The organism is Algoriphagus sp. A40 (assembly GCF_002002735.1).
In the GTDB taxonomy this organism is placed as follows: Bacteria; Bacteroidota; Bacteroidia; order Cytophagales; family Cyclobacteriaceae; genus Algoriphagus.
Genome location: NZ_MUNY01000045.1, coordinates 196,575 through 220,326 on the forward strand (window position 1 = coordinate 196,575; position 23,752 = coordinate 220,326).

9 protein-coding genes are annotated in these 23,752 nt (G+C 46.7%); 2 read left to right on the top strand and 7 right to left on the bottom strand.

All coding sequences use genetic code 11. From position 1 onward, the window contains the following. Window positions 1–142: 142 nt before the first annotated feature. From B0E43_RS08375 to B0E43_RS08405, 7 genes are all read right to left on the bottom strand, one after another. Window positions 143–880, bottom strand: coding sequence for an RHS repeat domain-containing protein (locus tag B0E43_RS08375; protein WP_077348541.1), 738 nt, complete (start codon window positions 878–880; stop codon window positions 143–145). Between the two features lie 198 nt (window positions 881–1,078). Continuing rightward, the gene (locus B0E43_RS08380; protein ID WP_139352706.1) at window positions 1,079–1,516 is read right to left on the bottom strand and encodes a hypothetical protein; all 438 of its coding nucleotides are present in this window, start codon (window positions 1,514–1,516) and stop codon (window positions 1,079–1,081) included. Next, window positions 1,509–8,912, bottom strand: coding sequence for an RHS repeat-associated core domain-containing protein (locus B0E43_RS08385; RefSeq protein WP_168171920.1), 7,404 nt, complete (start codon window positions 8,910–8,912; stop codon window positions 1,509–1,511). The genes B0E43_RS08380 and B0E43_RS08385 overlap by 8 nt, the downstream gene beginning before the upstream one ends. Before the next feature lie 375 nt (window positions 8,913–9,287). Then, on the bottom strand, window positions 9,288–12,521 hold the full coding sequence (locus B0E43_RS08390) for a PKD domain-containing protein (protein WP_077348547.1): 3,234 nt from the start codon (window positions 12,519–12,521) through the stop codon (window positions 9,288–9,290). Next, window positions 12,522–17,318, bottom strand: coding sequence for a hypothetical protein (locus B0E43_RS08395; RefSeq protein ID WP_077348549.1), 4,797 nt, complete (start codon window positions 17,316–17,318; stop codon window positions 12,522–12,524). Window positions 17,319–17,344: 26 nt separating this feature from the next. Beyond that, window positions 17,345–18,112 (bottom strand): hypothetical protein, encoded by a 768-nt coding sequence (locus B0E43_RS08400; protein WP_077348551.1) that lies wholly within the window; start codon window positions 18,110–18,112, stop codon window positions 17,345–17,347. Further along, window positions 18,109–19,287 carry a hypothetical protein gene (locus B0E43_RS08405; protein WP_139352708.1) on the bottom strand — a complete coding sequence of 393 codons (1,179 nt, stop codon included), beginning with the start codon at window positions 19,285–19,287 and terminating at the stop codon, window positions 18,109–18,111. Before B0E43_RS08405 ends, B0E43_RS08400 begins: the two co-directional genes overlap by 4 nt. A 1,552-nt stretch (window positions 19,288–20,839) precedes the next feature. Here B0E43_RS08405 and nirB point away from each other — a divergent pair. Together nirB and nirD are read left to right on the top strand one after the other, a co-directional pair. Beyond that, complete coding sequence (gene nirB, locus B0E43_RS08415) at window positions 20,840–23,350, top strand: nitrite reductase large subunit NirB (RefSeq protein ID WP_077348557.1); 2,511 nt, start codon at window positions 20,840–20,842, stop codon at window positions 23,348–23,350. 19 nt (window positions 23,351–23,369) lie between these two features. Next, window positions 23,370–23,747 (top strand): nitrite reductase small subunit NirD, encoded by a 378-nt coding sequence (gene nirD / locus B0E43_RS08420; RefSeq protein ID WP_077348559.1) that lies wholly within the window; start codon window positions 23,370–23,372, stop codon window positions 23,745–23,747. The last annotated feature ends 5 nt before the right edge of the window (window positions 23,748–23,752 follow it).

The following is a 23,752-nucleotide window of genomic DNA, read 5'->3' on the forward strand; positions in this document are numbered from 1 at the left end:
TGGCTTCCTGCTTCAGCGATTGAATTTGGAGAAATGAATGATGCGTGATATTCTAAAGATAAGCCCCACAAATAATTGCCTGCTTCATTAGCATTATAGGTTACACCATCTATCTCAAGAAGTTGATTTCTTCAAACTAGCATTAGATCGTACATTTTACTTTTAAAATCCAACTCTTTTCCAGACCCTCTAAACGCATTTGATTGTACGCTGTAGCCTGTTCAACATTTCCGTTATACACGTCATTTATTATGTATGAAGCATATCCAAAAGCTGAAATGAGGTCTTCTTTTTGTAAAGTTGAAATTCCAGAAAAGTCACCGACTTCATCTACTCCATTATCTCTGCCCTCAAGAGTTTTGTAGCTATTCGCTGTATAGATTCTATTTGCTAATTGAATTTTAAAAACTTCCTCGCGAGGAGCATTGGCATTTACAATTGTTATATCTGAGTTAATCAGTTGTACTTTAGGTTTTCCAGGAGTAAAAGTGAACCTAGTTTCAACTTTTTCAAGTCCATCTAAATCGACATTTCGAATAACATCATTCTCAGCAAAAGCATAGGAACTGTTCCAAGGAAATTCTTTAGCCAACGGATCCACACTCAGGAACTTCCCGATGGTCGGATTGTAGATCCTGAAGCCATAGTCGTAATGGCTCTGGTTGCTCCACTGTCCGCTTGGGTCCTTCTCCTTGCCGTTAAACCCATACCGGTACGTATTTCTCTCCGTCTTACCGGTCATCTCAAGACCGAAGGGATAGTAGTCCGTCCGGCTGAGCACCTGGGTCCAGGTACTGTCGGTCTTCATCCGGATCCGGTCACTGACCACGGCCAGCACTTTGCCCAGATGCTTGCTCAGTTCGTACTGCTTGTGTCCCATCTGCTGTTTCTACACCCCTCCCCTACAAACAGGCTCTTCGCTAAAAATGTCCACCGAACTTTTCTTTACGCTCAGCCCTCCGCCGGATCATAGCGGAACCCAAGCGGGGAGCCGGTCGACTTTGTAACCGTTAGCACCTTCCCACTTGATCACTCGATTTGAATCATCCTACTCACTATATCCTAGATTATAAGTTCGTTAATCGCCAAATATAGTTTCTTCCATTTCAGAAATAACTTCAACTATTTTATCGGTATAATACCAATACAAAATAGAAGTATAATACTTATTGAAACCTCCTTCTGTTAATTCATTAAAATTTAAAACGATTTTCTTTCTTGACTTTAATAGAGACCTATAAGATTTTCTGAAACTCTTCTTTAGTTTATACCTTTCATAAAAATTGACATTTTCCAAAGTGTCAATTTTTTCTACCAGAAACCGGATCTTTTTAGTTAACATCGAATCCAATTTCAAAGATTCATTTACAATAAACTTATTTACTTCTGACTGATTACAATTACTACAATAAACATTAATGCTATTTTCAAATTCATCAAATCCACTTTGAGAATAGGAGAAACTTGAGAACAAGGTGAGTATAAAAAAAACAAAAATTTTCAGTAAATTATTCATTACTATCTTCTTCAAGTTTAGTTTGGTCTATTTTTCTATCTAAGTAATCTAAATTATAACGCTCCTGAGTTCTAAATAAAATCAATTGTCCAATTCTCTTTTTTGCAGTTCCTCTTTCACCTTTTAAGAATCTTAAAAAGAATCTCTCGTCATCTCCTTCATTATAGGAAGAAGCTGGAAGACCATTAAATACAAAATCAATCATTGCATCTTTTTGTCCCCCAACAAGACTTCTTGTACTTTTATTTTTTTCAACAATCAAACTTTTTGATTTCCAATCACTTTCAAACCATTGATCAATTACCTCATCACTTAGTTTAGTTCCAACCGGATAATTTTTTTGCTCATTTTCATCAGTCAACTTATGACCTATGCCCCCAGTTGGCGCTCCTCCTTCGAGAGAAGGATATACTTCGTAATCCCTACCTTCATAATGACTAACGAAATCTTTCAAATCCTTTGAAGGGTTGCCATACATATATGATTTCACACCGTCCTTTTCTAAAATCACAGCAACTCCAGAGCCTAATGGACCAGGTTTTTCAAGGGTTTTCACATTAACTGATTTTATTTGCGTTTTCCCCTCTCGGCTATCTCTTACAATTGTATATATAGCTTTTTCTAACCCCTCTAAATCTACACTTCTAATCACATCATTCTCTGCAAAAGCATAGGTACTATTCCACGGAAACTCTTTTGTCAGCGGATCCACACTCAGGAACTTCCCAATCGTTGGGTTATAGATCCGGAAGCCGTAGTCGTAGTGGCTCTGATTGCTCCACTGCCCGCTTGGGTCCTTCTCCTTGCCATTGAACCCGTACCGATACGTATTGCTCTCCGTCCTGCCGGTCATCTCAAGACCGAAGGGATAGTAGTCCGTTCGGCTCAGAACCTGAGTCCAGGTACTGTCGGTCTTCATCCGGATTCGGTCTGATACCACTGCAAGCACATTGCCCAGATGGTTGCTGAGTTCGTACTGTTTGTGTCCCACCGTCCGGTAGCCCGGCTTGGAGGCATAGGACAGGTTCCCAAGTCTGGATGAACCGTAGATCGGCCGCTCTGATAGAGTATCCGCCTGATACACCGCCATCACATTGCCTGAGGCGTCCCGGATGTATCGGGTGATTACTGTCCCCTGCTTCTTCTCCACCCGGTTGCCGGCTGCATCGTAGCGGAACTCAAGCGGAGAGCCGGTCGACTTGGTCACTTTCCGGACTTTTCCCGATGGCGTCCATTCAATATTGGTCACCCCTCCTGCCACATCTGCGGTCAGGTTGCCGATTTGGTCGTAGGTATAGTTGTCCCCCTGGGCCGAGGCCGTCTGCCTCAGTTTGTTGGAGTTCGCATAGTAGCCGTAGGTAAAGTTGTCCTGAATGGCTGCTGCCGCGTTCCTCCGCTGTAAAGTAAGCAGATTCCCGTTGCCGTCATAGGTGTATCCCGCATCATAGGCCAGGGAATTGGTGGTGGCCCTTGTGGTAAATCCGGTGCCTGAAGTATAGGCTCTCAGGCTTCTCGCCTGTACGATCCGGTGCAGCTGGTCGTACTTGTACACCATCGCCTGCATGTCGTATTGATCCTGTGAACCTGCCAGCTCGGTGTTCATCCAGCTGATGTTACCGTTGAACAATCCTGTGTTGCTGTTGAGCGTGGATGTCCGGGTCCACAGGGCATCTCGGGTATCTGTGAGGACTGTCCCTGCCGTGATCGGGGCATAGTCCCCGCTGAAGTACCCCAGCGCAAAGGCCATCGCATCCTTGCCTGTCCGTTTCGTTCCGATTCCGTCTGCCCCGGGATCTCCCCCGCCCGGCATGTTCACCCCTTTCAGCCAGCCCTGAAGCGTATAGTAGTAGTCCAGCCCCTGCACCTTGTGCTCACCCAGTTCCACTCTTGCAAGAGGCCCATGGGGGTAGTAGTAATACGTCGCATCCGTGGTCCATAGGTAGCCGTCCGTACTGGTCTGCACTGTCTCGATCCGGTTGTCCGCATCGTAGCGGTAACGGTGGATCAGCTGTTCGGCCGTTTCCGGCTGGTAAAACACATAGTTCACGTTGCCGCTGATCTGATCGTACCGGTAGGCCGTGATCTTGGGGGCAAGTCCCGGAATCTGCTGAAACAGGCTTTTCACGTTCCCGTGCGTGTCATAGCTGTAGGCTGTCAGCAGCGTGTCGGTCTTGCCCTTCTCCAGCTGGGCGGTCCAGCTCACCCGGTTGCGCAGGTGGTCCTGCGTGAATTTCTGGTGCAGTCCCGTCTTGGGTGAATCATACCCGGTGAGGGTGATATCCTGCGCGGTATACGCAGGCCGTTGGGGAAAGTCCAGTTCCTTCAACTTCTCTTTCAGGCTCGACAGAGCCTCCGCGGTTACCAGTTCCCCGGTCTCGGTCACCCGTCCCAACCGGTCATACTTGCTGTAGCTGTAGGTATTGGCCCCTGCCTGTTTGGCGTTTTGCGAAAGCCTCAGCTGTCCGATGGCATTGTACCAGAACTGCGATACTCCCCCGTCGGGACTCGACTGCCACACCAGCTGGTTCTTGCTGTTGTAGCGGTATTTGGTCGGAAGTTCGTGGGCCGGGTTTACCGCCGTGCCCGATTTCACCTGATTGACCTGGGCAGTGGTCAGCGGCTTCACTCCCTGGGGAGGAACCGTCTGCACCAGGTTGCCCGCCTGATCATGGTAATAGAGCGTATAATGGTATTCCTGGTTGGTCACCGTCAGGGTCAGCGTCTCTGTTGCCCCTTCCAGGCAGGAAGTCGATACCGACCGGTAGTAGGACTCCAGCCAGGTGTTCTCCAGCTCCTCGACAGCGGCCTCCTGGATCGCCGCACGGACCGTGTCCCGCTCGGCCAGACAGCGCTCAACCACTTCCTCCCAGTCCGGTACATAGCTCACCCCAGCCAGCCAGGGGTTCGATGCAGGATCCAGCTCAAAAGAGGTGCAGACCGTGACAGTTATCGTAGGAACAGTCTCTATCACAACCGGAGGGCCTTTGATGACAGTACCGGGCGGAAGACTGGGGTTGGTAATTTCGGGGTAGTAAACCCCATTACAGATATTTGGCCCGTTGTCATTGAACACACAAGGGAGAGCGGGATTTTGGTAGTTGTATGCCTCTTCCCTAAAATCTGTAAACAAAGGAACCCCATCTTTGACCCAACGGTATTTTGAGGGCTGAGGCGTATTTCTTCCCATATCCGTGGATAACTCCAACACTCTGTTCTCCAACACCTGGGTAGAAAGCGTATCCACAGCTTGACTTTGGGGAAGATAAATCGATGTGTTGGTGAAATAGGTGGCCATTTCTACCAGACTTTCTACTTCAAAGCTATTGTTCGCAATCCTCAGGTAAGGAAGATTTTTGGAATAAAAGCAGAAAGGTAAAGTTCCTGTTAAGTAATTATTGTTAAGCGTTACCGTTGACAAAAAAGGAAAACTACACAGATAGTCTGGTACGGATCCAGTCAGTTTATTATTGTGCATTGTCCATTCCACCATTTTGGACAGGTTAGAAAAGGTGGAAGGAATGGGGCCGCTAAATTCAGAATTCTCAATTCTTAGCGCCATCAGATCCGTAAAGCTACCTATGAAAGAAGGAAGGTTACCGGTTAACTTTGTATTTAAAAGGTAAAGTTCCTTTAGCTTGGTAAGTTGGCTAAAACTGCTTGGAATCTCTCCAATCAAATAATTTGAATGGAGATGGAGATATTCCAGATTCACCAGATTTCCTATACTGGCAGGAATGGTGTTCCAATTCAGCTGGCTGCTGCTCAAATACAGTGCTTTCAGATTGGTCAGGTTGCCAATAGACTGGGGAATATTCTGATACAGTCTATTGGAAAACAGGAACACCTGCTCCAGGTAAACCAGGTTTCCGAAACTCTCGGGGATCTGCCCGTGGACGTTGTTATCCGGTAGGTATATCCCCAACACATTGCCGTTCGCATTGGTAGAGACTCCCACAAATCCGGAAACATCCTGGATCACATTGGGATTGGCCGTACTCCAGCCTGTCTTGTTCACCCAGTTGGCCCCGTTTGTAGCAGCATAAAAATCCATCAGGGCACTGTATTCCGCCTGGGTTGGCAGACCTCCTGCCAGCATCCTGGTATTTGCTCCTGTACCTCCTGAAAGATTTTTACGTGACCTTTCGTTGAGCAGCTCAGCTCTTTTTTGTGCCTCCATTTTAGCCTTTTCCTGCTCCATCCGGGCAAGAACCATCTTTTCTATCTCCTGAAGGCTTTTGATCTCTTCCTTGGAAAGTAAAAGTTTATCATCTCTTTTTTCCTTATCCGTACCCGTTGACTGTCTTGCAGACATCCTATAATTTCCGCCATAATTAGGGTCTGGTATCTCAACCTCCATGGAATCCGTGCACACCAACGGGTTGTCAATGGCAAAGCTGTTGATGCTGCAGGACTTGGAGGCCAGCAGGTTTTTCAGCGGAGTGAGCAGCGGATCGTTCACATCCTCAGTCAGGATCAGGTTGAAAAAGTTCCCCTGACGGTCGGAGTTCAGGTAAGCCCGCAGGCTCTCCCGGATCGTGGTCTGCTCCCCGGCCGTGAAGGTCTGCGGACAGCTGCCCCCGTTGGTGATCCCGTTCACCAGCTGGTCCAGCTCCTGTTCGGAGACCGGGCCTGTTTGCCCGGACGAAGCGGTAAAAGTCTGCATCCCAGCCTGCGTGTCCGGAAGTCCCAGGTTGCCAAAACTGGACTCCAGGTACTTCGGGCATGAAACCAGCTCCGGGATCGTGGCCTTGACCGCGTCACTGGTCTTCTGGTAAAATGCCAGGTAAACACCCCAACGTTTCCGGTCCAGTTCTTCCTGATATTCCTGGGGCGTCAGCTCATTGTCGGCCAGCTTTTTGGCCAGATCCGCATACAGCAGATGCACCCCGCCGGGGTCTTTCTGTCCCGTACTGTTCACATACATCCCGGTATTGGTCGGATCGGTGACGCTGGAGAGCGTCCCGGAAAAACCCCCTCCAAGATTGATGAAATTAAGTTTATTCTCTAAAGCCGTTAAATATCCAGACCCGGAGTTCCCCGTCTTGTAAAACGGATCTGTCCCGGACAGCGGCAGTTTGCCGCTGGAAAGCGCTTCCGCGTATCCGGAGATCCCCATCAGCCCCAGCTCGAAGAACCGGGCATCCCCGTTCTTTTCCATCAGCACGTAATTGCAATAGTCCGGATGGGTCTGCACCACGGCGGCAACCGCCACCGAATCCGATGGATCCAGGGACGGATTGTCCTCCAAAACTTCTTCCGCCATCAGGTGCCAGGCTCCCGCCTGTTCTGCTTCCAACATCCCCCCGAATGCTCCCTGAAGTGCGTTGTCAGCCTCCGGGCATTCTTCCATGCACAGTTCACAGTCACCCACCTGCTGGCCCGATGCGGCTTCCACCGCCTGACGCTGCTGCTGAAACTCCGTGCTGGCCCTCACCACAGTCAGAATCTCCTCCAGCGTCTTTTCCTTCACCTTCAGCTCCTTGACCACCCGGTACTCCCCGACCTTGGACAGGGTCAGCGCCAGGCTCACCCCGCTGAAATCCGTCTCCACCTGGCAGTCCGTCGCCGTGAACGTCCGGCTGAAGGCCCCTGCCGACGGATCTTCGTCCCCGGGGATATTCGCCGGAAGGACTACCGGAAGCCCGTCAGGGTCCACCACGCTCAGGCTCAGCGTAAACACGCAGCTCTGGCACCCGGCCTGATCCAGCTCATCCCCGATTCCTGACAGGGTATAGGCAACCGTATGGGGCGTGTTGGCCGTCAGGTTCACAAACGCCGCATCCACCCCCCTGCTGCCGCCAGAGGTTTTGTTCTGGGAAGACAGGTCGTAAACCACCGACGGCCAGCCCGCATTCTTCCGGGTGGTATACTCTGCCAGTTCGGTCACCAGATTCACCGGAACAGTCCCCGCCAGGGCCGTGGCCACCACCTGGCCCTCCTGGTTGAGGTACTGCACCGAGGCCTGCCCGTTCGCATCCACCGTCACCTCGCGGCGGTAATGGACTGCGGCACCCACCTGGGTGCCGAACAGCCGGATCAGTTCCTCGGGAAATGACTGCCCGTAGTACTTCCGGGTGGTTCTGGTCCCGTCGATGCTGTAGACACTCCCCGGCTGGTTTTGCTTCTTCACCCTTCCTGTAGGGTCGGGGGTGTATTCGGTCATCACCGCCCCGTAGCCCGCAGCTTGGGGAAGATAGGACCTGTTCACCACGCCCGTCAGTCCGTTGCTAGTCGAGTAGTACTTCCCCGTCCCATAGCTGGCCGACAGGGTGTTGTTGGCCACCGTCCCGTTGTCGTAATGGTATTTTCTCCTGCCCGTCGCATCCGTGGCCGCATTCACCGCCCCCACCGTGCCGCCGCCGGCAGTGAAAATGTTGTAGTTTGACCTGAAATTCAGGCTCGTCCCGGGATCGGGCGCAGGCAGAAAGGCCAGGGATTTTCTCCCCTCAAAATCATACCAGCTCTCCGAAACCAGCGTAACCGCTCCACCGTACAGGGTGCTCACCGATTGTCTGTCCCGAAGGGTTCCGTCCAGGTAAACCACCGACTTCTTAAAACGGCCCCCCTCAATGTAGTCGTTGCGGATCTGCCAATTGTACGACGTCTGCGGGTTGCTGACCGCCGTCCCTGCGTTGGGACCATAAGACCAGTCCCCCACCAGCTTCCGGTCCGGCTGATCCGGGCGATACCCCACCGCACGGACCCGGTAATACAGCTTCCCCTGGGGATAAAAAACCGGGTGGGCATAGCTGTTGGAACGCAGGCGGATCCGGACCCCCTGCCGGTGCGCAAAGGCAGCAGCGGCAGTCGAACCCACAAAATTGTCGTATTGGGAGATAAACACCCACTCCAGGTCATACTCCCGGAAGTCCGCATTGACCGAGGTCCAGCTCAACGTCGCCTTCGGGGCCGTATAGCCCACCGTCAGAACCGGCAGCTGCGCTGCGTTAAACGTGTCCCCCACCTTCTTGAACAGCTTCTCCCTGAGCGTGATCCTGCCGGCCGGGACCGTTCCCGTCCCGCTCTTGGACACGATCTTAAACCGGTAATCCACACTGCAGCTCAGGGCCACGTCATGGAACACCGTCCCATGCCAGGTACCCGCCGACGAACGCACCGACAGCGGCTTGGTCCAAAGCACCGTCGTCCCCTGCATAAAACTCACCTGAAGATCGGCCGTCCAGGCCGTCTCGGTGTTGAAATCCCCCAAGTCATAGCCCAGCTCCAGGCCTACGTAATACTCCCCCGTCAGACAGGGCGGTGTCTGAAACACATCAAAGGTCCGGTTCACCGCAAGCGTATCCCAGGGGATCACCTGCTCGATGGGTGAAAATGGCTCGATCCCTCCCGGCCTCATCTGCAATTCCGCCGGAATGAACTCCGTCTGCGACGGCATCTTCACACTCACCTCGGCTGTGGTCACCGAAAAAATGCTCCCCTTCTTCGACTTGATCCGGTACACATACGTACTCCCGGCCGTCAGTCCCGTGTCGACATACGCCGTAACTGTCCCCGCCACCGTGGTCAGCTGGCTGAAACTCCCCGTCCCAACCTTCCGCTCGATCACAAAAGAATCCACCGACTCACCCGAATAGCTCCAGACCAACCGGATAGAACTGTGGTTGTTCAGTCCCGCCCGGAAATCCACCGGAACAGGAAGGGGGGCGGAAACCGAGACGTGCGAAAAACAAAAAAACAATGTCAAAGTAAACAGCAAGGGGCGAAGGAAAACCGACGATTTAAAATCAAAATGTTTCATGTTGTTTACTGATTAGGGAACAAGTGGATTAGCCTTTAAATAGTGCTCGACCTCCGTGATGGTCACCACTCCCGTCTCAGTTTCCTTTTTCAGTAACCTGAGATTACCCGCCTCATCGTAATGGTAGGTGGTAGAAAAATTATCCTCATCCAGTACAGCCGCAAGCCGCAGCGTGTTTACTTCATACACATAGGACTTCATCATGGCGTCAGCTGGCAAAATCCTCACATCGTCCACCCAAAGGGCTGATGAAGCTCCTTTCGAAAATTTCACCTTGATTCTCTTTGTCCCAACAGGAACTGTAAAGGAGCCTGAAACCCGTTGCCATTTTTCAATAGAGGCATTTTCAGGATATATTCTTTGGGATCCCAGAGAAACTCCGGCCTGGCTTTCGGTGATTACTTCGATGTACTGATTGGGGTCAACTATCGCATCTGCCGAACTGACACCATCAGAAACCCATGCAGAAAAACTATACTGTTTTCCCTCTGCCAGCTTAATCAAGTCCTGGGAAATAGTCTCTGTAGCATTGACAATCTTCATGCTTCTGGTTCCGGTGTGTGCAAAATTGGAATCAAAAACCAATGTTTCAGGAGTGCTTAAGCTCACTTTAAAAATCGCACGTTTATACAACCTCCTGAACGAATCAGGAAGATTTCCGATGGGAATTACTATTACCGTCTTACCCGGATCATTCGGATCCGCCTGCTTACAGATAATGGGCGTGTCATTGTAATTTGGCAGCACACCATTAATGTCAGAAGGAGCAATGAGTGACACAGTATTAAAATCGCTGATTTTATCCATTGGAATATCAATCAGCGCTACAAACCTGTTCATGCCGATGATCTCTGCGGAAAATATTTTGTGGTTTGAATTCTGGGACAACCGCCAGTTTCCTATCACAGACGAGGAAATATCCTCAAAATCAGTCACCAATATTTCCTCCCGTTTTGCGTTCATCACTGATCCGATGACATTCGCCCCGCTGTATCCATAGAGGTTGGAAGAATAAATCCCCAACGCATCCATGGATTCTTCAGCCAAACCATCCTCGCTAAAGGTGCCTGTAGTACTGGATCTGACCCAACCGGGAACTATGTCGTAATCAGAATAGCTGTAAGAGAAGCCGTTAGATTGGTAGGTTCCATCCTGTGACAGATTAGGAGCTGGGGTCTGGGTTCTCTCCGAATCAAAGAAATAAGTGGATAATCCTTCCCAATTACCGGAAGTGCCATTCAAGTAGCTGTTTAATCCATCCAGTGATTCTTTGGTAAAACTCCTTTGCCAATTATCGGAAAATGTCTGGATCGAAGTATTTATAACCTGATTGCTGGTGATCGTGGTATCCCGAATTAATTCATCGACAAAATCGGCTCCCGAAACTACGGAAGACTGAAAATTCACCGATTTAGTGGTTGTCAAATTAAACAGGATCGTATCGCCACATTTCAGGTAAACCTTCAGGGTAACGTTATAGGTCCCATTGGCACCGTAAACATGGACCGGGGTTTTGTCTGTAGAGCTTGCGCCGTCGCCAAAAGTCCATTCATAGGAAACAGGTGAACATCCCTCGACCAGGTTAGCTATCGGATCGAATGCAACGCCGCAATAGACATCATAGGGATCTATGGAGACCGAACCCAAAGAAGCAGTATCCTTGTTCAGCGCCTGATTTTTACTTTGAAGCGTAAGCAACGGGGCACCGTCATAGCTAACTTTATAATAGTAAATACCAAAATCACTGTCTGTAAGATAGCCTGTAGTGTAGGTATAGTTATATCTAGTAAAGTCAGGCTGCAAGGCGACTTCATTTCCGTTTACCAGTCTAAACCACTTATACTTAGCATTTGGTCGGGAAAGCCCCCTATCGACATCGGCAATAAATGTTTTTTTAAATCCTATTCTCACAGAATGACTCCTAAGTTCATCCACCAAAAGTTGTGGGGCATAGGTAAAGGAACTTCCTTTAAACTCCCTGTATGGGTATATAAAATCGGAAAAAGAGAAATTACAGTAGGAAATATCAACCAATCCGGTCACTCCGCTTACACCGTAGGGCAAAGAACCGGTCAATGCCGGATTGTTGTTTACACGAAACTCAAGCTTGGGCGCATAGTTAAGGAATATTTCATTCGGAAGTGTGCCGGAAAAATTATTATAGGCAATGTTAAAGAGCTGAAGCTTACTCTGCCCCGAAAACCACTCCGGCACAGATCCGGACAATCCACTTGCATAAGCGACAAAATATTTCAGGCCCGAAAAAACCGGAGAACCAGTGGGAAGAGAACTTATAAAGTTATTCTCATACAAATAAAGTTCTTCCAGATAGGGCAGTTGTAAGATTGTTGCCGGAACCGAACCTGAAAGGTTGTTGTCTCCCAACTGAAGAACTCTCAACGAAGACATTTCATTGATTTCTGAAAAAATTGAATTATTTAAATTATTACCGGTCAGGTACAGATGTTGAAGCGAGTGAAGATAACGCAAGTTTGAAGGTATGGGACCGTCAATATTTGAGTATGTAAGCAACAATGTTAGGAGTTGGGTCAAATTGCCAAAAGTGTCTGGTATAGTTCCTCCGAGTTGGGGATTGTTTGACACATTCAAATTCAACAAACCGGTCATACTTCCCAGTTGATGTGGCAATCCACCGGTCAAAACATTGTTGCTGAGAATCAGATGATTCAAGCCTGTCATAGAGCTAAACGAAACAGGAATAGAATTCGAAAGCTTGTTGTTATCCAGGTTTAAAGTCTTGAGATAAGTAAGGTTACTGATAGAGGCCGGAATCGGACCGACCAGATTATTGGCAGACAAATCCAGAGCGATAACGTGCCCGGCAGGATCTACCTCTACACCCGCCCAACCGCTCACATCAACCGGATTCCCAGTCCCTACCCAGCCTGTTTTATCATTCCAACCGGATCCGGTCGTTGAATTAAAAATATCTTTCAGTGCTGTAAACTCAGAAACGGAGGGCGGCGGCACCGCTAAAACAGCACTTCGGGTTTCTACTCCCGATGATTTGGGATTTCCCTTATTTGCTGAACCCCCATTGTCTTTTCTCCTGTTCAGCTGCCGGTGCGGGGCGACATATTTAAACTGAATTTCACGAAGTGTTTTTTCCTTCATTTCCAGTTTGAGGCTATCCAGGCGTTCCTTGCTGAGTAACTTGCCGGACTGGGCATAAAGACCCTGTAAAAGTGCCATTCCAAGCACAATCATGATGTATAAACCCTTCATTTAGTTAATCTTTTGGGGAAGTGGAATGAGAACGTTTTTAGAATGGACTACAGAAGCCCCTGTCTCCGGGATCTCCAAAGCGGTAATGTTTTTCGTGGTTGCCGTGAGAATATTCCGATTCCCTGACCGGTACACCTTTGCTTCCAGGTTCGGATAGTTTTGCAGATCCTGAAGCGGTGAATACACCATCTGGTCCCCGTTGACCACTCCCAGGTAAATCGCCTTTGTCAGTGGGATGGGAATACCGTCGACTGTCTGGTACAGCAAAAGTTCATCGCCTTTTTGGATATGTGCCGTTACGGCAAAAGAGGTTTTGAATTTAAATTCACTGCTGTTTTCAGGGCTTGTAGAAAAATTCGGCACCGAGAACTTAAACCCGCTGTTCGCATTTGCTGGTCCCATTCCGCTGTAGTTGTGGTATGCAGGAATCGTTAACAAGTAAATGGGAGCTTCATAGTTGTTGTTGACGCTCTGCAGGACCGGACTCCCGGTCAGCACATCCCATCGGAGGTGCTGCGTCAGGATTTTAGAGCCAAGATTGGATGATTCCACCGATTCCAGTATTCCCTGCTGATAAATCACTTTGTTGGTCACCACCGTACGGAGTTTGTTTTCAACACGGACAGCGCTATTAAACTTGGTTGTAACCGGAAATGGTATAAACCCAAAAAGAAAATCTACGTTGGCACCAAACCCAACGGAAGAAGTATTGTCCAAAATCTCCCTGACATCCACGATGAAATCAGATTGATACCCATAATATAGGTTTTCATCTTCCGAGCCCTGCTCGGAAAGAAGAGAGACCATTTTCTCACCTTTTGTAGAAAACTGATTGTTCAGCTTAAAAACCTTGTTCCTGTTCTGCACTTCTACATCTGCCTTGTAACGGTATTTTGTCCAGGAAATCGGTTCTGCATTAAAACCTCCCGTGTTTGATTGGGCAAAAACCTCCTCAGATTTTGGCTTGCCGTGCATGTCGTTCAATAGTATCCCATACCCCTGGCTTGCAGTAAGATTATTGATCTGAACTTTTACAAATGGATTGGGTATACTTGGAAGACTATATACCCTTTTCATTATTTCAGTCTCCAGGGGGATTACCGGAAAGTCCCGGGCGGTATAAAACGAAAGCAATTTCATCCCGGAAGTTCCATAAGTTGCCTGCGTTCCTTCCGGAAACACCACATTTCCGAGCAGGGCATATCCCGCTTTTTTTGCAGCCGGCAAACTCAATATCTTCACCTCCGAATAGCCGACCACCGGAGACGGATACAAGCTTTCATTAACGGGATACTCAAAGTATAAATTGGCATCGCTTTTTAATTTCCGGACTTCTTTGTAGGATTTTGATTTCCTGAGCGTATTCTCTTCCCCACCCACAAACGGTTCATAAGAAGTAACACCGCTGCTTTTAACAACACCGTTTTCAGTATGGGTGTAGTCATATACCTGCCCATAATATCCTTCGGCATGATGTTGCCAGTTGTCATGAATGGTGATCTGTCTAACCCGGTGGCCACCTCCCAGTTTGGAGCCATCCGTATTCATAATCCTCAGTCCTGACAGTTTGAGGTTGATCTCCCTGCCCCATTGGTTTTGTTTGCAATAGTTGTTGAAGCCCGAAATTGTCTGCCTGATCGACCCAACGATCCCGGCAAGTCCCCGAATCAGATTCAGTCTTTCTGTCTTGGAACTGGTAGGAGAAAAATTCTTGGTGATGTTGGCCAGCCAAGGTTGATTCATTTCTATGTGACTCCACGCCAAAGCGGAAAATGGGTGGACATTATTAATCTTTTCCAGTTCAAATTCCCCGAAAGCATAAGCGCCGGATCCATCTGTGACAAGTGTCATTGGCGCGGATAGATTGACTTTTAGGTAGCCTTCAATTGTTTCAAAAAGTTTCTCCTGCGACTTTCTAAGGTTTACATCCAGTTTGACATACACCTCTCTGGACTCGAGATCGAGGTACTTCATCACCTCGGTCTTTTGATCTGTCGCCGAAAGCGTTCCCGTAATCGGTTGATTCAAAGGAAACCGAATCTTGGGAACTGTACTGTCCGGATTAAATGAATACACTAGCCTGTTCCCGGATTCAGTACCCGGCATGGAGAATTTTACCATCTCACTGGCCTTCTCATGCTGGACAAACGCATACCGGTCAGCTTCGTAGTCCACTCTGATTGTTCCGCCTGACGGCAGGGTTATATTGGTCAGATTCCAGGCGCTCGCATATTGGTTCTGCAGGTTTTCATCTCCCTGAATCACATAAGGCCACTTGATGTTGGATTCTCCGGCAACGGCCTGAGGCTTGTAATTCCCCCACCTGTCTTTTGAATATTGTGAGTAGGTCGGGTTAAAAGCAGAATAGACAAACTTGTACGGATTTTGACTTCCGATAGAATTCCCTCCATTTTCTATCACCAAGCCGGTAAGGGTCAACTTGCCTGTTCCTCCGACCGAATTGGGAAGTCCACCGGACAAGGTGTATTTGTAATCGAATTTAATCTTCTTCAAAGGCACCGATTCGCCCCCAGCCCTTGTAAACAGGTTAATCTCCTTCAGCCGCTTCAGTGCCATTCCCAGCGTGGAATTGGTATCCTGGAACCTGGTATTTGCTCCGCGTGCATCAAGCCGGTCCGTTGCATCCAAAACAAATTTGGCGATATGGGATTTTGTTTCCGCCTGTTTCAAAAAATACACTTCCTTTTCCCCATAGGAAAAAGTCCCTTCGTCATCCCGCTTATCCGTAGCATACCCCTGGTTGTAGTGGGCTTTTGTATAGGGGTCTCTCCATTTATATAAATTTGCAGCGTCTGTAATCTTCTGATAAGAAAACTCCACCCAGTATCCCAGATCATCCGGTGAGATCCCGTCCCCGGTCACATCCACATAGTTATTCCCCTGAATGGAGGTTAACAAATAGCTATGGGCATATTTCGGAATCTCTGTTTTTTTATAATATTTCTTAGTGCCGTTTACCTGGTAGTTCGGCTGATTGTTCACTGATGCTACGTCAGTAAATATTTCATTCACGACTCTGGTAGAATCCGTGCTAAAACTGTATTCCTCCTGGACCATATTATACACCGGTAATCCGAAAGTATATCTTAGGCCATTTTGATCGGTGACAATATATCCGGCAATATGATGGGCAGGAAACTGGGATCTGTCCAGACTAACCAGATTATTGTTTTTGTCGAAATACTGGATACTCAATTCAGAAACCAGGCTGGAATTGTTTTTCAAAATATCCCTGTTTAACAAAGGAGTAATATTCTGTCTGGTATCCAACTTCATCTTTTGACCGAAAGGCAGGGTCAGGTCTGACGCGTACCCCACTTTGTTGCTTGCCAATTGGTAGCTCGGGTAATTGTTTTGAATTCCGATTGAAACAGGATTTGTCCCTCCGGTTTTATCGAACAAAGTCTGATTTAAGACATTTCGGTCCCCTACAAAACTGTAGGTAACGGGGGGAACTGCATCCTCTTCGGCAATCTTGTTAAAAAAGAAATTTTTGACATACTCAGCTCCCGTGGTCCAGAACCCGGACTTATTTTCCGAATAACTCGGTGTGAGATTTATTCCACCATGACTGGGGGGGCCAATATCCACCCCTCCACTAATGCCAATAGACGAGGATTTAACCGTACTTTCCGGGACTACCCCATAGTCGTTCCTAAAAGCCCGAAACGAACCTCCGATTCCAACAGCTGAAACATTAAAAAGATCATAGGTTAAATGGGGAATCGCCAGATTTGGAGAAAAGGAGTTGATCATTCCATCCTTTTCCCTGTTTAAATCGACCAAATAATCTGATTCGACGTCTATCTTTTCAAAGTTCGCATACCCGTACGCAGGGGTCCCAATCCGTTTCTTATCATATTTAAACTTACTTTCATTGTAATATCCCGACGCATAGCCTTTTGCATAAATGCCCGAAATACCAAAACCTATTTTCACCATAGCAGAAAAACTGGTATGGCTCATCGGAAATGGATTTTGAGGGAAATAAGTCGGATGTACGAAAGAAACATTAGGGGTAACCCAACCTTTGGTACCTATCTCCTGAGTACTCTTTATCTTATATTTGTGAGATCCATGTAATCCCATGGAGGACATCCCTGATTTGGAATTGTATGCGCCCGTTAAACCTATCTGATGCGACTCTGTCCCATAAGTTAAGCCACCCCCTATTGAACCGCCATTGTTTGAATCAAAATCCAATCCGAGATTTAGTCCAAAATTTCCGATTTGGTCGGATTTAGTTGTTTTGGACAACCCGATATCTGCGGACAATGAATATCCGGGCCCATTCATAGTATTGTTATAGACCCCCAATCCAATTCCTTTCAACGCCGGAAATCCAAAAACTTCTCCACCTAATCCCGCTTCCACTCCTACTGTCACGTTGGGAGCCATCGAAACGGTATTGTAAACAGTATCCGCCTGAAATTCATCCGGATATCCTCTCAATTGGCGATTTATGGCACCCGAAGACAAAGTCCATCCCAACCCCACCCAAGACGCTTCGTCATCCATCTGTGCGCCTGCGGCATAGGTTAAATTGAAAGGGTATCCACCGTTGGGACCTGGCAGATCAAACAACGGGATGTTGTATGAAAAATCACCGGTAAAAGGATCCACCATTTCACTGGTTCCGATCGATGAAAACCCATTAAACTCAGGAGCAGACGGTCCTGAGGTTAGCGCAAAAACCTGATTCGAGCCTATGGGAAGCAAAAAAATCAGCAGCAAAAAAAGGGCAATACCTTTTCTGATTTTGTATAACAAAGACATATAATGGTAATAAGATTGGTAGGAGATTATTTTTCTATTATTCGCTTTCGCGTAGGATCCACGTTGAACAGGATGGAATTATAGTTTGGTCGGGATGCATCACAGGCCACATTCACCAGCTGGTACGCGATCTCTCCACAGGAATCAGTTACTTTCAATTGAATCTGGTAAGGTGGAGCTAGATCCACCAGAACTCCACTGCTATATCCCTGGATCGGAAGCAGTTTTTCATGATCCGAATCACTTCCTGAAAACTTCCACTCGATTAAAAATGGGGCTTTACCCCCTTTAACTTCACTAAAAAATTCAATCAAGGTGTTGGAAGGAGTTTGGCAATCGATGGTAATCGGTGATTTGACGATCTCTGCCTCAACCGGCACTGCATCCTTTTTAGGATCGATCAGCAAATCCTTGGTATATTTTTTCCCCATATCATCTACCAGGGAAAGGCCAAAAATCGTCGGTTCTTCAAGTCCGCTCAGATCCGCGTTTTCAAGTAAAAACCGGTTATGTCCAAAATTTTTGCGGAAAACGTAGCTTCTTGAATTCTGATCCGAACTGTTCTCCAAAACCACATGGACGGAGTCTTTCATGCCGAATTTATCGTCAAAGATGACCCCTATCCGCCCGCCGTGGTAAGCAATTTGTTCAAAACCACCCTGGACCGCGTTAAGGTGTACATAATAGACTGTGGTGTCAGCGAGTCTGAAGTGACTTTCAAGTTCATCGTACTGCTGGGCAAATGCAGGAGATATCCCGAAAAACATCAAACTAAGGAGTATGGTTGTTTTCATTGTTTCTTGGATAGTTTGGAAATCCCGAATCTGAAATCAACAAGATTCGAATACGTATTCTTCAGATATTGGGGGTTCAACAGCGTCTGGAAATTCAGTTTGGTGCTCCCCGAGGGAGAAAGCTTGAAAAGCGTGCTCGCTCCTATCTTCCAATTGGAATAAAGCTGCTCTATCCGTTCCAAATCGGCGGGAACTCCTGATCCTTTCCGGTAGGAGTTTTCAACTACGGCAAACAGCTTGTTTTCCAACACCTCTCTTCTAGCAAAAAACCGCGCGCCTATCGCTGAAAAATCCCCACCCAAAACACCGATTTCAGGCCCTACTCCTACTTCATAGAACTGCTTCACCTTAACTCCCAGGCTTCCGGAGAAGTCCGTAACAGACAGGTCTCCAGCATATTCCTCGGCATTGACAAGTCCTTCAAAAAATAGGTTATCCTTGAGTTTCTCCTTTTCGGCAATGAGATACACACTCAAGGAGTCCTGGACTTCATCTTTGATGCTGTAAAGTTTCCGGGACACCAGGTTACGGACACTGTCCACCAGATCCCTGTCCTTAAGGCTGACAATCCGCGTGGAAAGGGCCTGATATTCTTTTTCAAACTCCGGTACCGGAGGAAGCTCATTGCGAATTGATTCTGTAATCTTGTCACTGTCCCAACCGGCAAATTCAGGCTTGTCAATCGAGAATGTTTCGAGATACCTATTCAGCAAAGTATCAGACAAGAAGTTCTCCCTGAGGTACTCTTCGGAAGGTATTTCTAAATCCGCATCCGGTAGCAAGAACTCTTGCAATTTCATGTCGATCTGCTTAAGACTGTCTGAAAGCATGCCATCCACAAAGTTTCGGACGTTCAAGGAATCCAACTTCGGCAAATCATCCAAGGCAACAGGGAAGGCGACGCTATCCGTGAAATACTGGGACGCGAAGGCACCGTCTGTCAATTTTCCAACAGCAGCGCTGTCAGAATACAGTCCTTTTGGGTCGAAATTTGAATCAACATATTCAGAAAACTGTGCCTTGACGGTGCCAAATTTATCTCCCAAGCCCGTTGGAATCTTGACAAGACTGGGTAAGATTTGGTCATTATTGAAAGAAGAAGGTCTTAAAACAGAATCCATCAAACCCGGTAATTCCCTTAACCCAGGGGATTCAAGTTCACTTACTTCAATCATGATTTTATCAGAATACGCTGAATCAAATAAATTCAGCTCCAGTGAATCGTCCAGATTTAGACTTTTAAAAAATCGATTTCCATCCAAAACAAAAGTCGAATCAGGAACTTGAGAGTTAAAGGCTTTCTTCACCAATGTTGTGTCAAGCTTTTCTGAATATCCACGGATAAATGATGTATCAGGAATACTCTGCTTAAGTTGTTTATATACACTTACTAAGGAATCTAAGTTGGGATTTGAATTTATCAAAGAATCAAATCCAATCTTGGAAAAAGGAAAAGTCACTTTGATCTTTTCCTGGGCAGATGAACTTGAAACAATCCAAAAAAAAGCACACAAAGCAATAAAATATTTTACCATCAGTTAAATAATATATATAGACACTCGCCGCTATTTCAAAACCGATGGAATGATCGATAAAAATGTCAGAAATAAAAAATACCCTGTACTGGGTATAGGAATTTGTAAAAAAAATTATTGAGCTATTCCAACCGCATATTAGTTAGTTTGATTTACATTAAAATTGATTTATTGCTATCTATTATCAAAAACTAACAAAAACCTAAGGCATTGGTTTTCAGCTTATATATTTTTAAAATATTTTCGTTAAATAATGATTTTGCAAGATCACTTGAATTCAAGTTGTGAGAATTGAGTCTGGCTTAGAACAGAAAGTATCCTCACTTCTATCCGGTTTTAAAAAAATCTCCGAAGAAATGGAAAATCCACCTTTAATACATGAGGCCGCTTGCAATCATCTGTGGTACGTTGGTTCTTGACATTCGCATTCGTCTTATCCATTTCACCCTTCAATTTCTCGTCGGGTGCGGTCAGATCAGCCATCGTTAATTACTATAGATGTGTTTCAGATCTGAAAATCCGGGGAATGATAGAAAACCGCCCTATCATACAGCCTTGGCGGAGAGACTATGCTAAAGTATTTAAGTTTTCTTCCTGATTGGGTCAGGTCAAAAGCCTGAAAACTTTTTACTTTTTAAAACAAAAAAACTATCTTTATTCCAGAAACAAGTTCTTTCAGATATTATATTATTACAAGATTAAATTGCTTATTATCAAGTTTCGTAATTCGTGTAGTTCAAATTTAGACTCCGATTAAACAACTGATTATCAGCAATATAACGACCAGGTTCATTCCCCCCACCCTCTGCAAGTCTAAAAAAGCCCAATTCTGTAAGATTTGGGCTTTTTTTCTGAAAAACTTTTAAACAAACACCTGTCAGATTTCCAAAATCTGACAGGTGTTTTAATTTCAGGAATAAGGGTAAATTTCCACAATTCATAAATGCTAATTGCCAGCAAATACTTTTTAAGTTTGGCACCTCTCAGCAATTCCTTCAGCAAATCATCCTCCTCCCCTTTTTTTGAAGGATTTTTAAATCCGCCAACCTCACTCCTACTTAAAGTACTTACAGTTTTTTAGAGCCTTTTTTATACATTTTCTAGATTTTTTACTTACAAAATCAAATCATTATTTGCAATTCTCATTTTTACATACGTATATTTACTTACTTTTAATTAAAATTACGTAGATATGGAACGGATAATCTTGGTCGGCAATGGAATGGTAGGGTACAAGTTTTGCGAAAAACTGATCGCTCATCCAAGTCGAAATCAGTTTGACATCCTGGTTTTCGGTGAAGAAATCAGGCCCGCCTACGATCGGGTTCACTTAAGCGAATACTTCAGTCTGAAATCCGCTGACGAATTGCTTTTGGCACCCTTAAACTGGTATCAGGAAAACGACATTACCCTGAGGACCTCTGAACTCATCTCCTGGATTGACACGGAAAACAAAAAGGTTCTAACCCATAAAGGAGAATCCTTTGACTACGATTACCTGGTATTGGCGACAGGCTCCTTTCCTTTTATCCCTCCAATCAAAGGCTCAGAAAAAGAAGGAATCTTCATCTACCGTACTATTGAAGACCTGGAGGCCATTCAGAATTACGCCGATAAACTCAAAGCAAAGGGCCGTTTCCAATCAGCAGTTTTGGGTGGGGGACTTCTAGGACTTGAAGCTGCAAATGCCAGCAAGGAATTGGGCATGACGACCCATGTGGTCGAATTTGCACCGAGACTTATGCCGAGGCAATTGGATCAAAGCGGAAGTGACCTTCTGCAATCCAAGATCGAAAGTTTGGGTTTGAAGATCCATTTGGGAAAAAACTCCAAAGAAATCGTGGGTGAAGGCAAAGTGGAAAGAATTGATTTCACCGACGGCACTACACTTCCTATAGACATGATCATCATCTCAGCGGGGATCCGGCCAAGGGATGAGGTTGCCAAAAACTCCGGAATTGCAATAGGTGAACGCGGCGGAGTGCTTGTCAATAATAAAATGGAAACTTCCGTTCCGGGTATTTATGCTATCGGAGAAGTCGCCCTTTACAATCAAAATATTTATGGACTGGTAGCTCCCGGCTACGAAATGGCCGGCGTTGCACTGGATCAAATCCTGGGCGGATCCAAACTCATGAGCCCTTCGATCGACATGTCCACCCAACTCAAGCTGGTCGGAACAGAAGTAGCATCATTTGGGGACCCTTTTATTGAGGGTGAAAGCGCAATAGCCATTCGCTATGAAAACAAGCAGCGTGGGATCTACAAAAGGATCAATATCAGCAAAGACGGAAGCAAGCTCTTGGGCGGAATCCTGGTCGGTGATTCATCTGACTACAACTCCCTGTTTCAGCTTTACATCAATGAAATGAAACTTCCCGAAAACGCAGAAGACCTGATACTAGGTCAGCGTGGACCGGGTTCAAAAAGCCTTTTGGGATCAGTACTAGACCTACCAGATTCTGCACAAATCTGCTCCTGCGAATCTGTAAACAAGGGATCGATTTGCGAGGCCTTAAAAAGCGGAGCATGCACAGATCTGAAAGGAGTCATCAAGCAGACCAAAGCTTCAACTTGCTGTGGAGGATGTAAGCCAATGGTGGTGGATTTGGTCAAGGAAACTTTGAAATCTCTTGGCAAAGAGGTCAAAGAAACCATTTGCGAGCATTTCGAATACAGCCGACAGGAACTTTTTGACTTGGTCAAATTGAACAACACTACAGGATACGATGAAGCCCTGGATCATTTCGGAAAAGGCCACGGCTGCGAAATCTGCAAGCCGGTCATGGCCTCGATTTTCGCCAGCATCTTCATGGAAACAGCCAACAAGCAGGTGGCGATCCAGGATTCCAACGACCGCTTCCTAGCCAACATCCAGAGAAACGGCACCTACTCGGTCGTTCCAAGAGTTCCGGGTGGAGAAATCACACCCGAGAAATTGGTCGTTTTAGGCCAAGTTGCCCGGAAATACGACCTCTACACCAAAATCACGGGAGGTCAACGAATTGATCTTTTCGGCGCGCAACTCAATGAATTACCGATGATCTGGAAAGAACTCATCGATGCCGGATTCGAAAGCGGACACGCATATGGCAAGTCCCTAAGAACAGTCAAAAGCTGTGTAGGTTCAACCTGGTGCCGGTTTGGAATGCATGACAGCGTGAGCTTTGCCATCCGGATCGAGGAGCGTTACAAAGGCCTTCGTTCTCCACACAAGCTGAAAGGCGGAGTTTCGGGGTGTATTCGGGAATGCGCCGAAGCCCGAGGCAAAGACTTTGGAGTAATCGCTGTTGAAGGAGGCTGGAACCTCTATGTCTGCGGAAACGGCGGTGCCAATCCCAAACACGCCATTCTGCTCGCTTCCCAATTGGACGATGACACTTGCATCAAATACTTAGACCGTTTTCTAATCTATTACATCCGCACTGCAGGGCCTTTGATCAGAACTTCCACTTGGTTGGAAAAACTGGAAGGTGGAATAGAATACCTGAAAAAAGTGGTGGTTGAAGATTGCCTCGGCATGGCTGAGGAATTTGAAAATGAAATGGATGGATTGGTCGAAAAATACGCCTGTGAATGGAAAGAAGCGATCGAAGATCCTGAAACCATGAAAAGATTTAAGCCTTTTGTCAATACAGAAGAATCTGATGACCAATTGGTCTTTGTGCCCCTTCGCGAACAAAAAATGCCTAGACCTTGGTAATTGAAATCCTTTTGAACCTATGGAAGAAATTGTGAGCCTATATCAAACCGTCCAACCGTCCGAGGTGATTTCCTGGATCAGAGTTGGCGCAGTAAATGATTTTCCTGAAAACGCCGGAGCCTGCATCAAATACAATTCCCGACAGATTGCCGTCTATCATTTCACCCGTACTCAAAAGTGGTACGCCTGCCAAAACCTTTGTCCCCACAAAATGGAAATGGTCCTGTCACGGGGACTGATCGGTGACGCTGGAGGAATTCCAAAATTGGCCTGCCCGATGCACAAAAAGACCTTTTCACTGGAAGACGGCTCCAATCTGAACGGCGAAGAATACAGTATCGCCACCTATCCCGTCAAAATTGAAGGCGGAATTGTCTATATTGGATTTGCTGACTAATTCCT

Bases quoted from the DNA above. Each gene is read 5' to 3' on its own strand.
- B0E43_RS08375 (WP_077348541.1), bottom strand. From the start codon at position 880: ATGGGACACAAGCAGTACGAACTGAGCAAGCATCTGGGCAAAGTGCTG.
- B0E43_RS08380 (WP_139352706.1), bottom strand. From the start codon at position 1,516: ATGAATAATTTACTGAAAATTTTTGTTTTTTTTATACTCACCTTGTTC.
- B0E43_RS08385 (WP_168171920.1), bottom strand. From the start codon at position 8,912: ATGCCGTCGCAGACGGAGTTCATTCCGGCGGAATTGCAGATGAGGCCG.
- B0E43_RS08390 (WP_077348547.1), bottom strand. From the start codon at position 12,521: ATGAAGGGTTTATACATCATGATTGTGCTTGGAATGGCACTTTTACAG.
- B0E43_RS08395 (WP_077348549.1), bottom strand. From the start codon at position 17,318: ATGTCTTTGTTATACAAAATCAGAAAAGGTATTGCCCTTTTTTTGCTG.
- B0E43_RS08400 (WP_077348551.1), bottom strand. From the start codon at position 18,112: ATGAAAACAACCATACTCCTTAGTTTGATGTTTTTCGGGATATCTCCT.
- B0E43_RS08405 (WP_139352708.1), bottom strand. From the start codon at position 19,287: ATGATTGAAGTAAGTGAACTTGAATCCCCTGGGTTAAGGGAATTACCG.
- nirB (WP_077348557.1), top strand. From the start codon at position 20,840: ATGGAACGGATAATCTTGGTCGGCAATGGAATGGTAGGGTACAAGTTT.
- nirD (WP_077348559.1), top strand. From the start codon at position 23,370: ATGGAAGAAATTGTGAGCCTATATCAAACCGTCCAACCGTCCGAGGTG.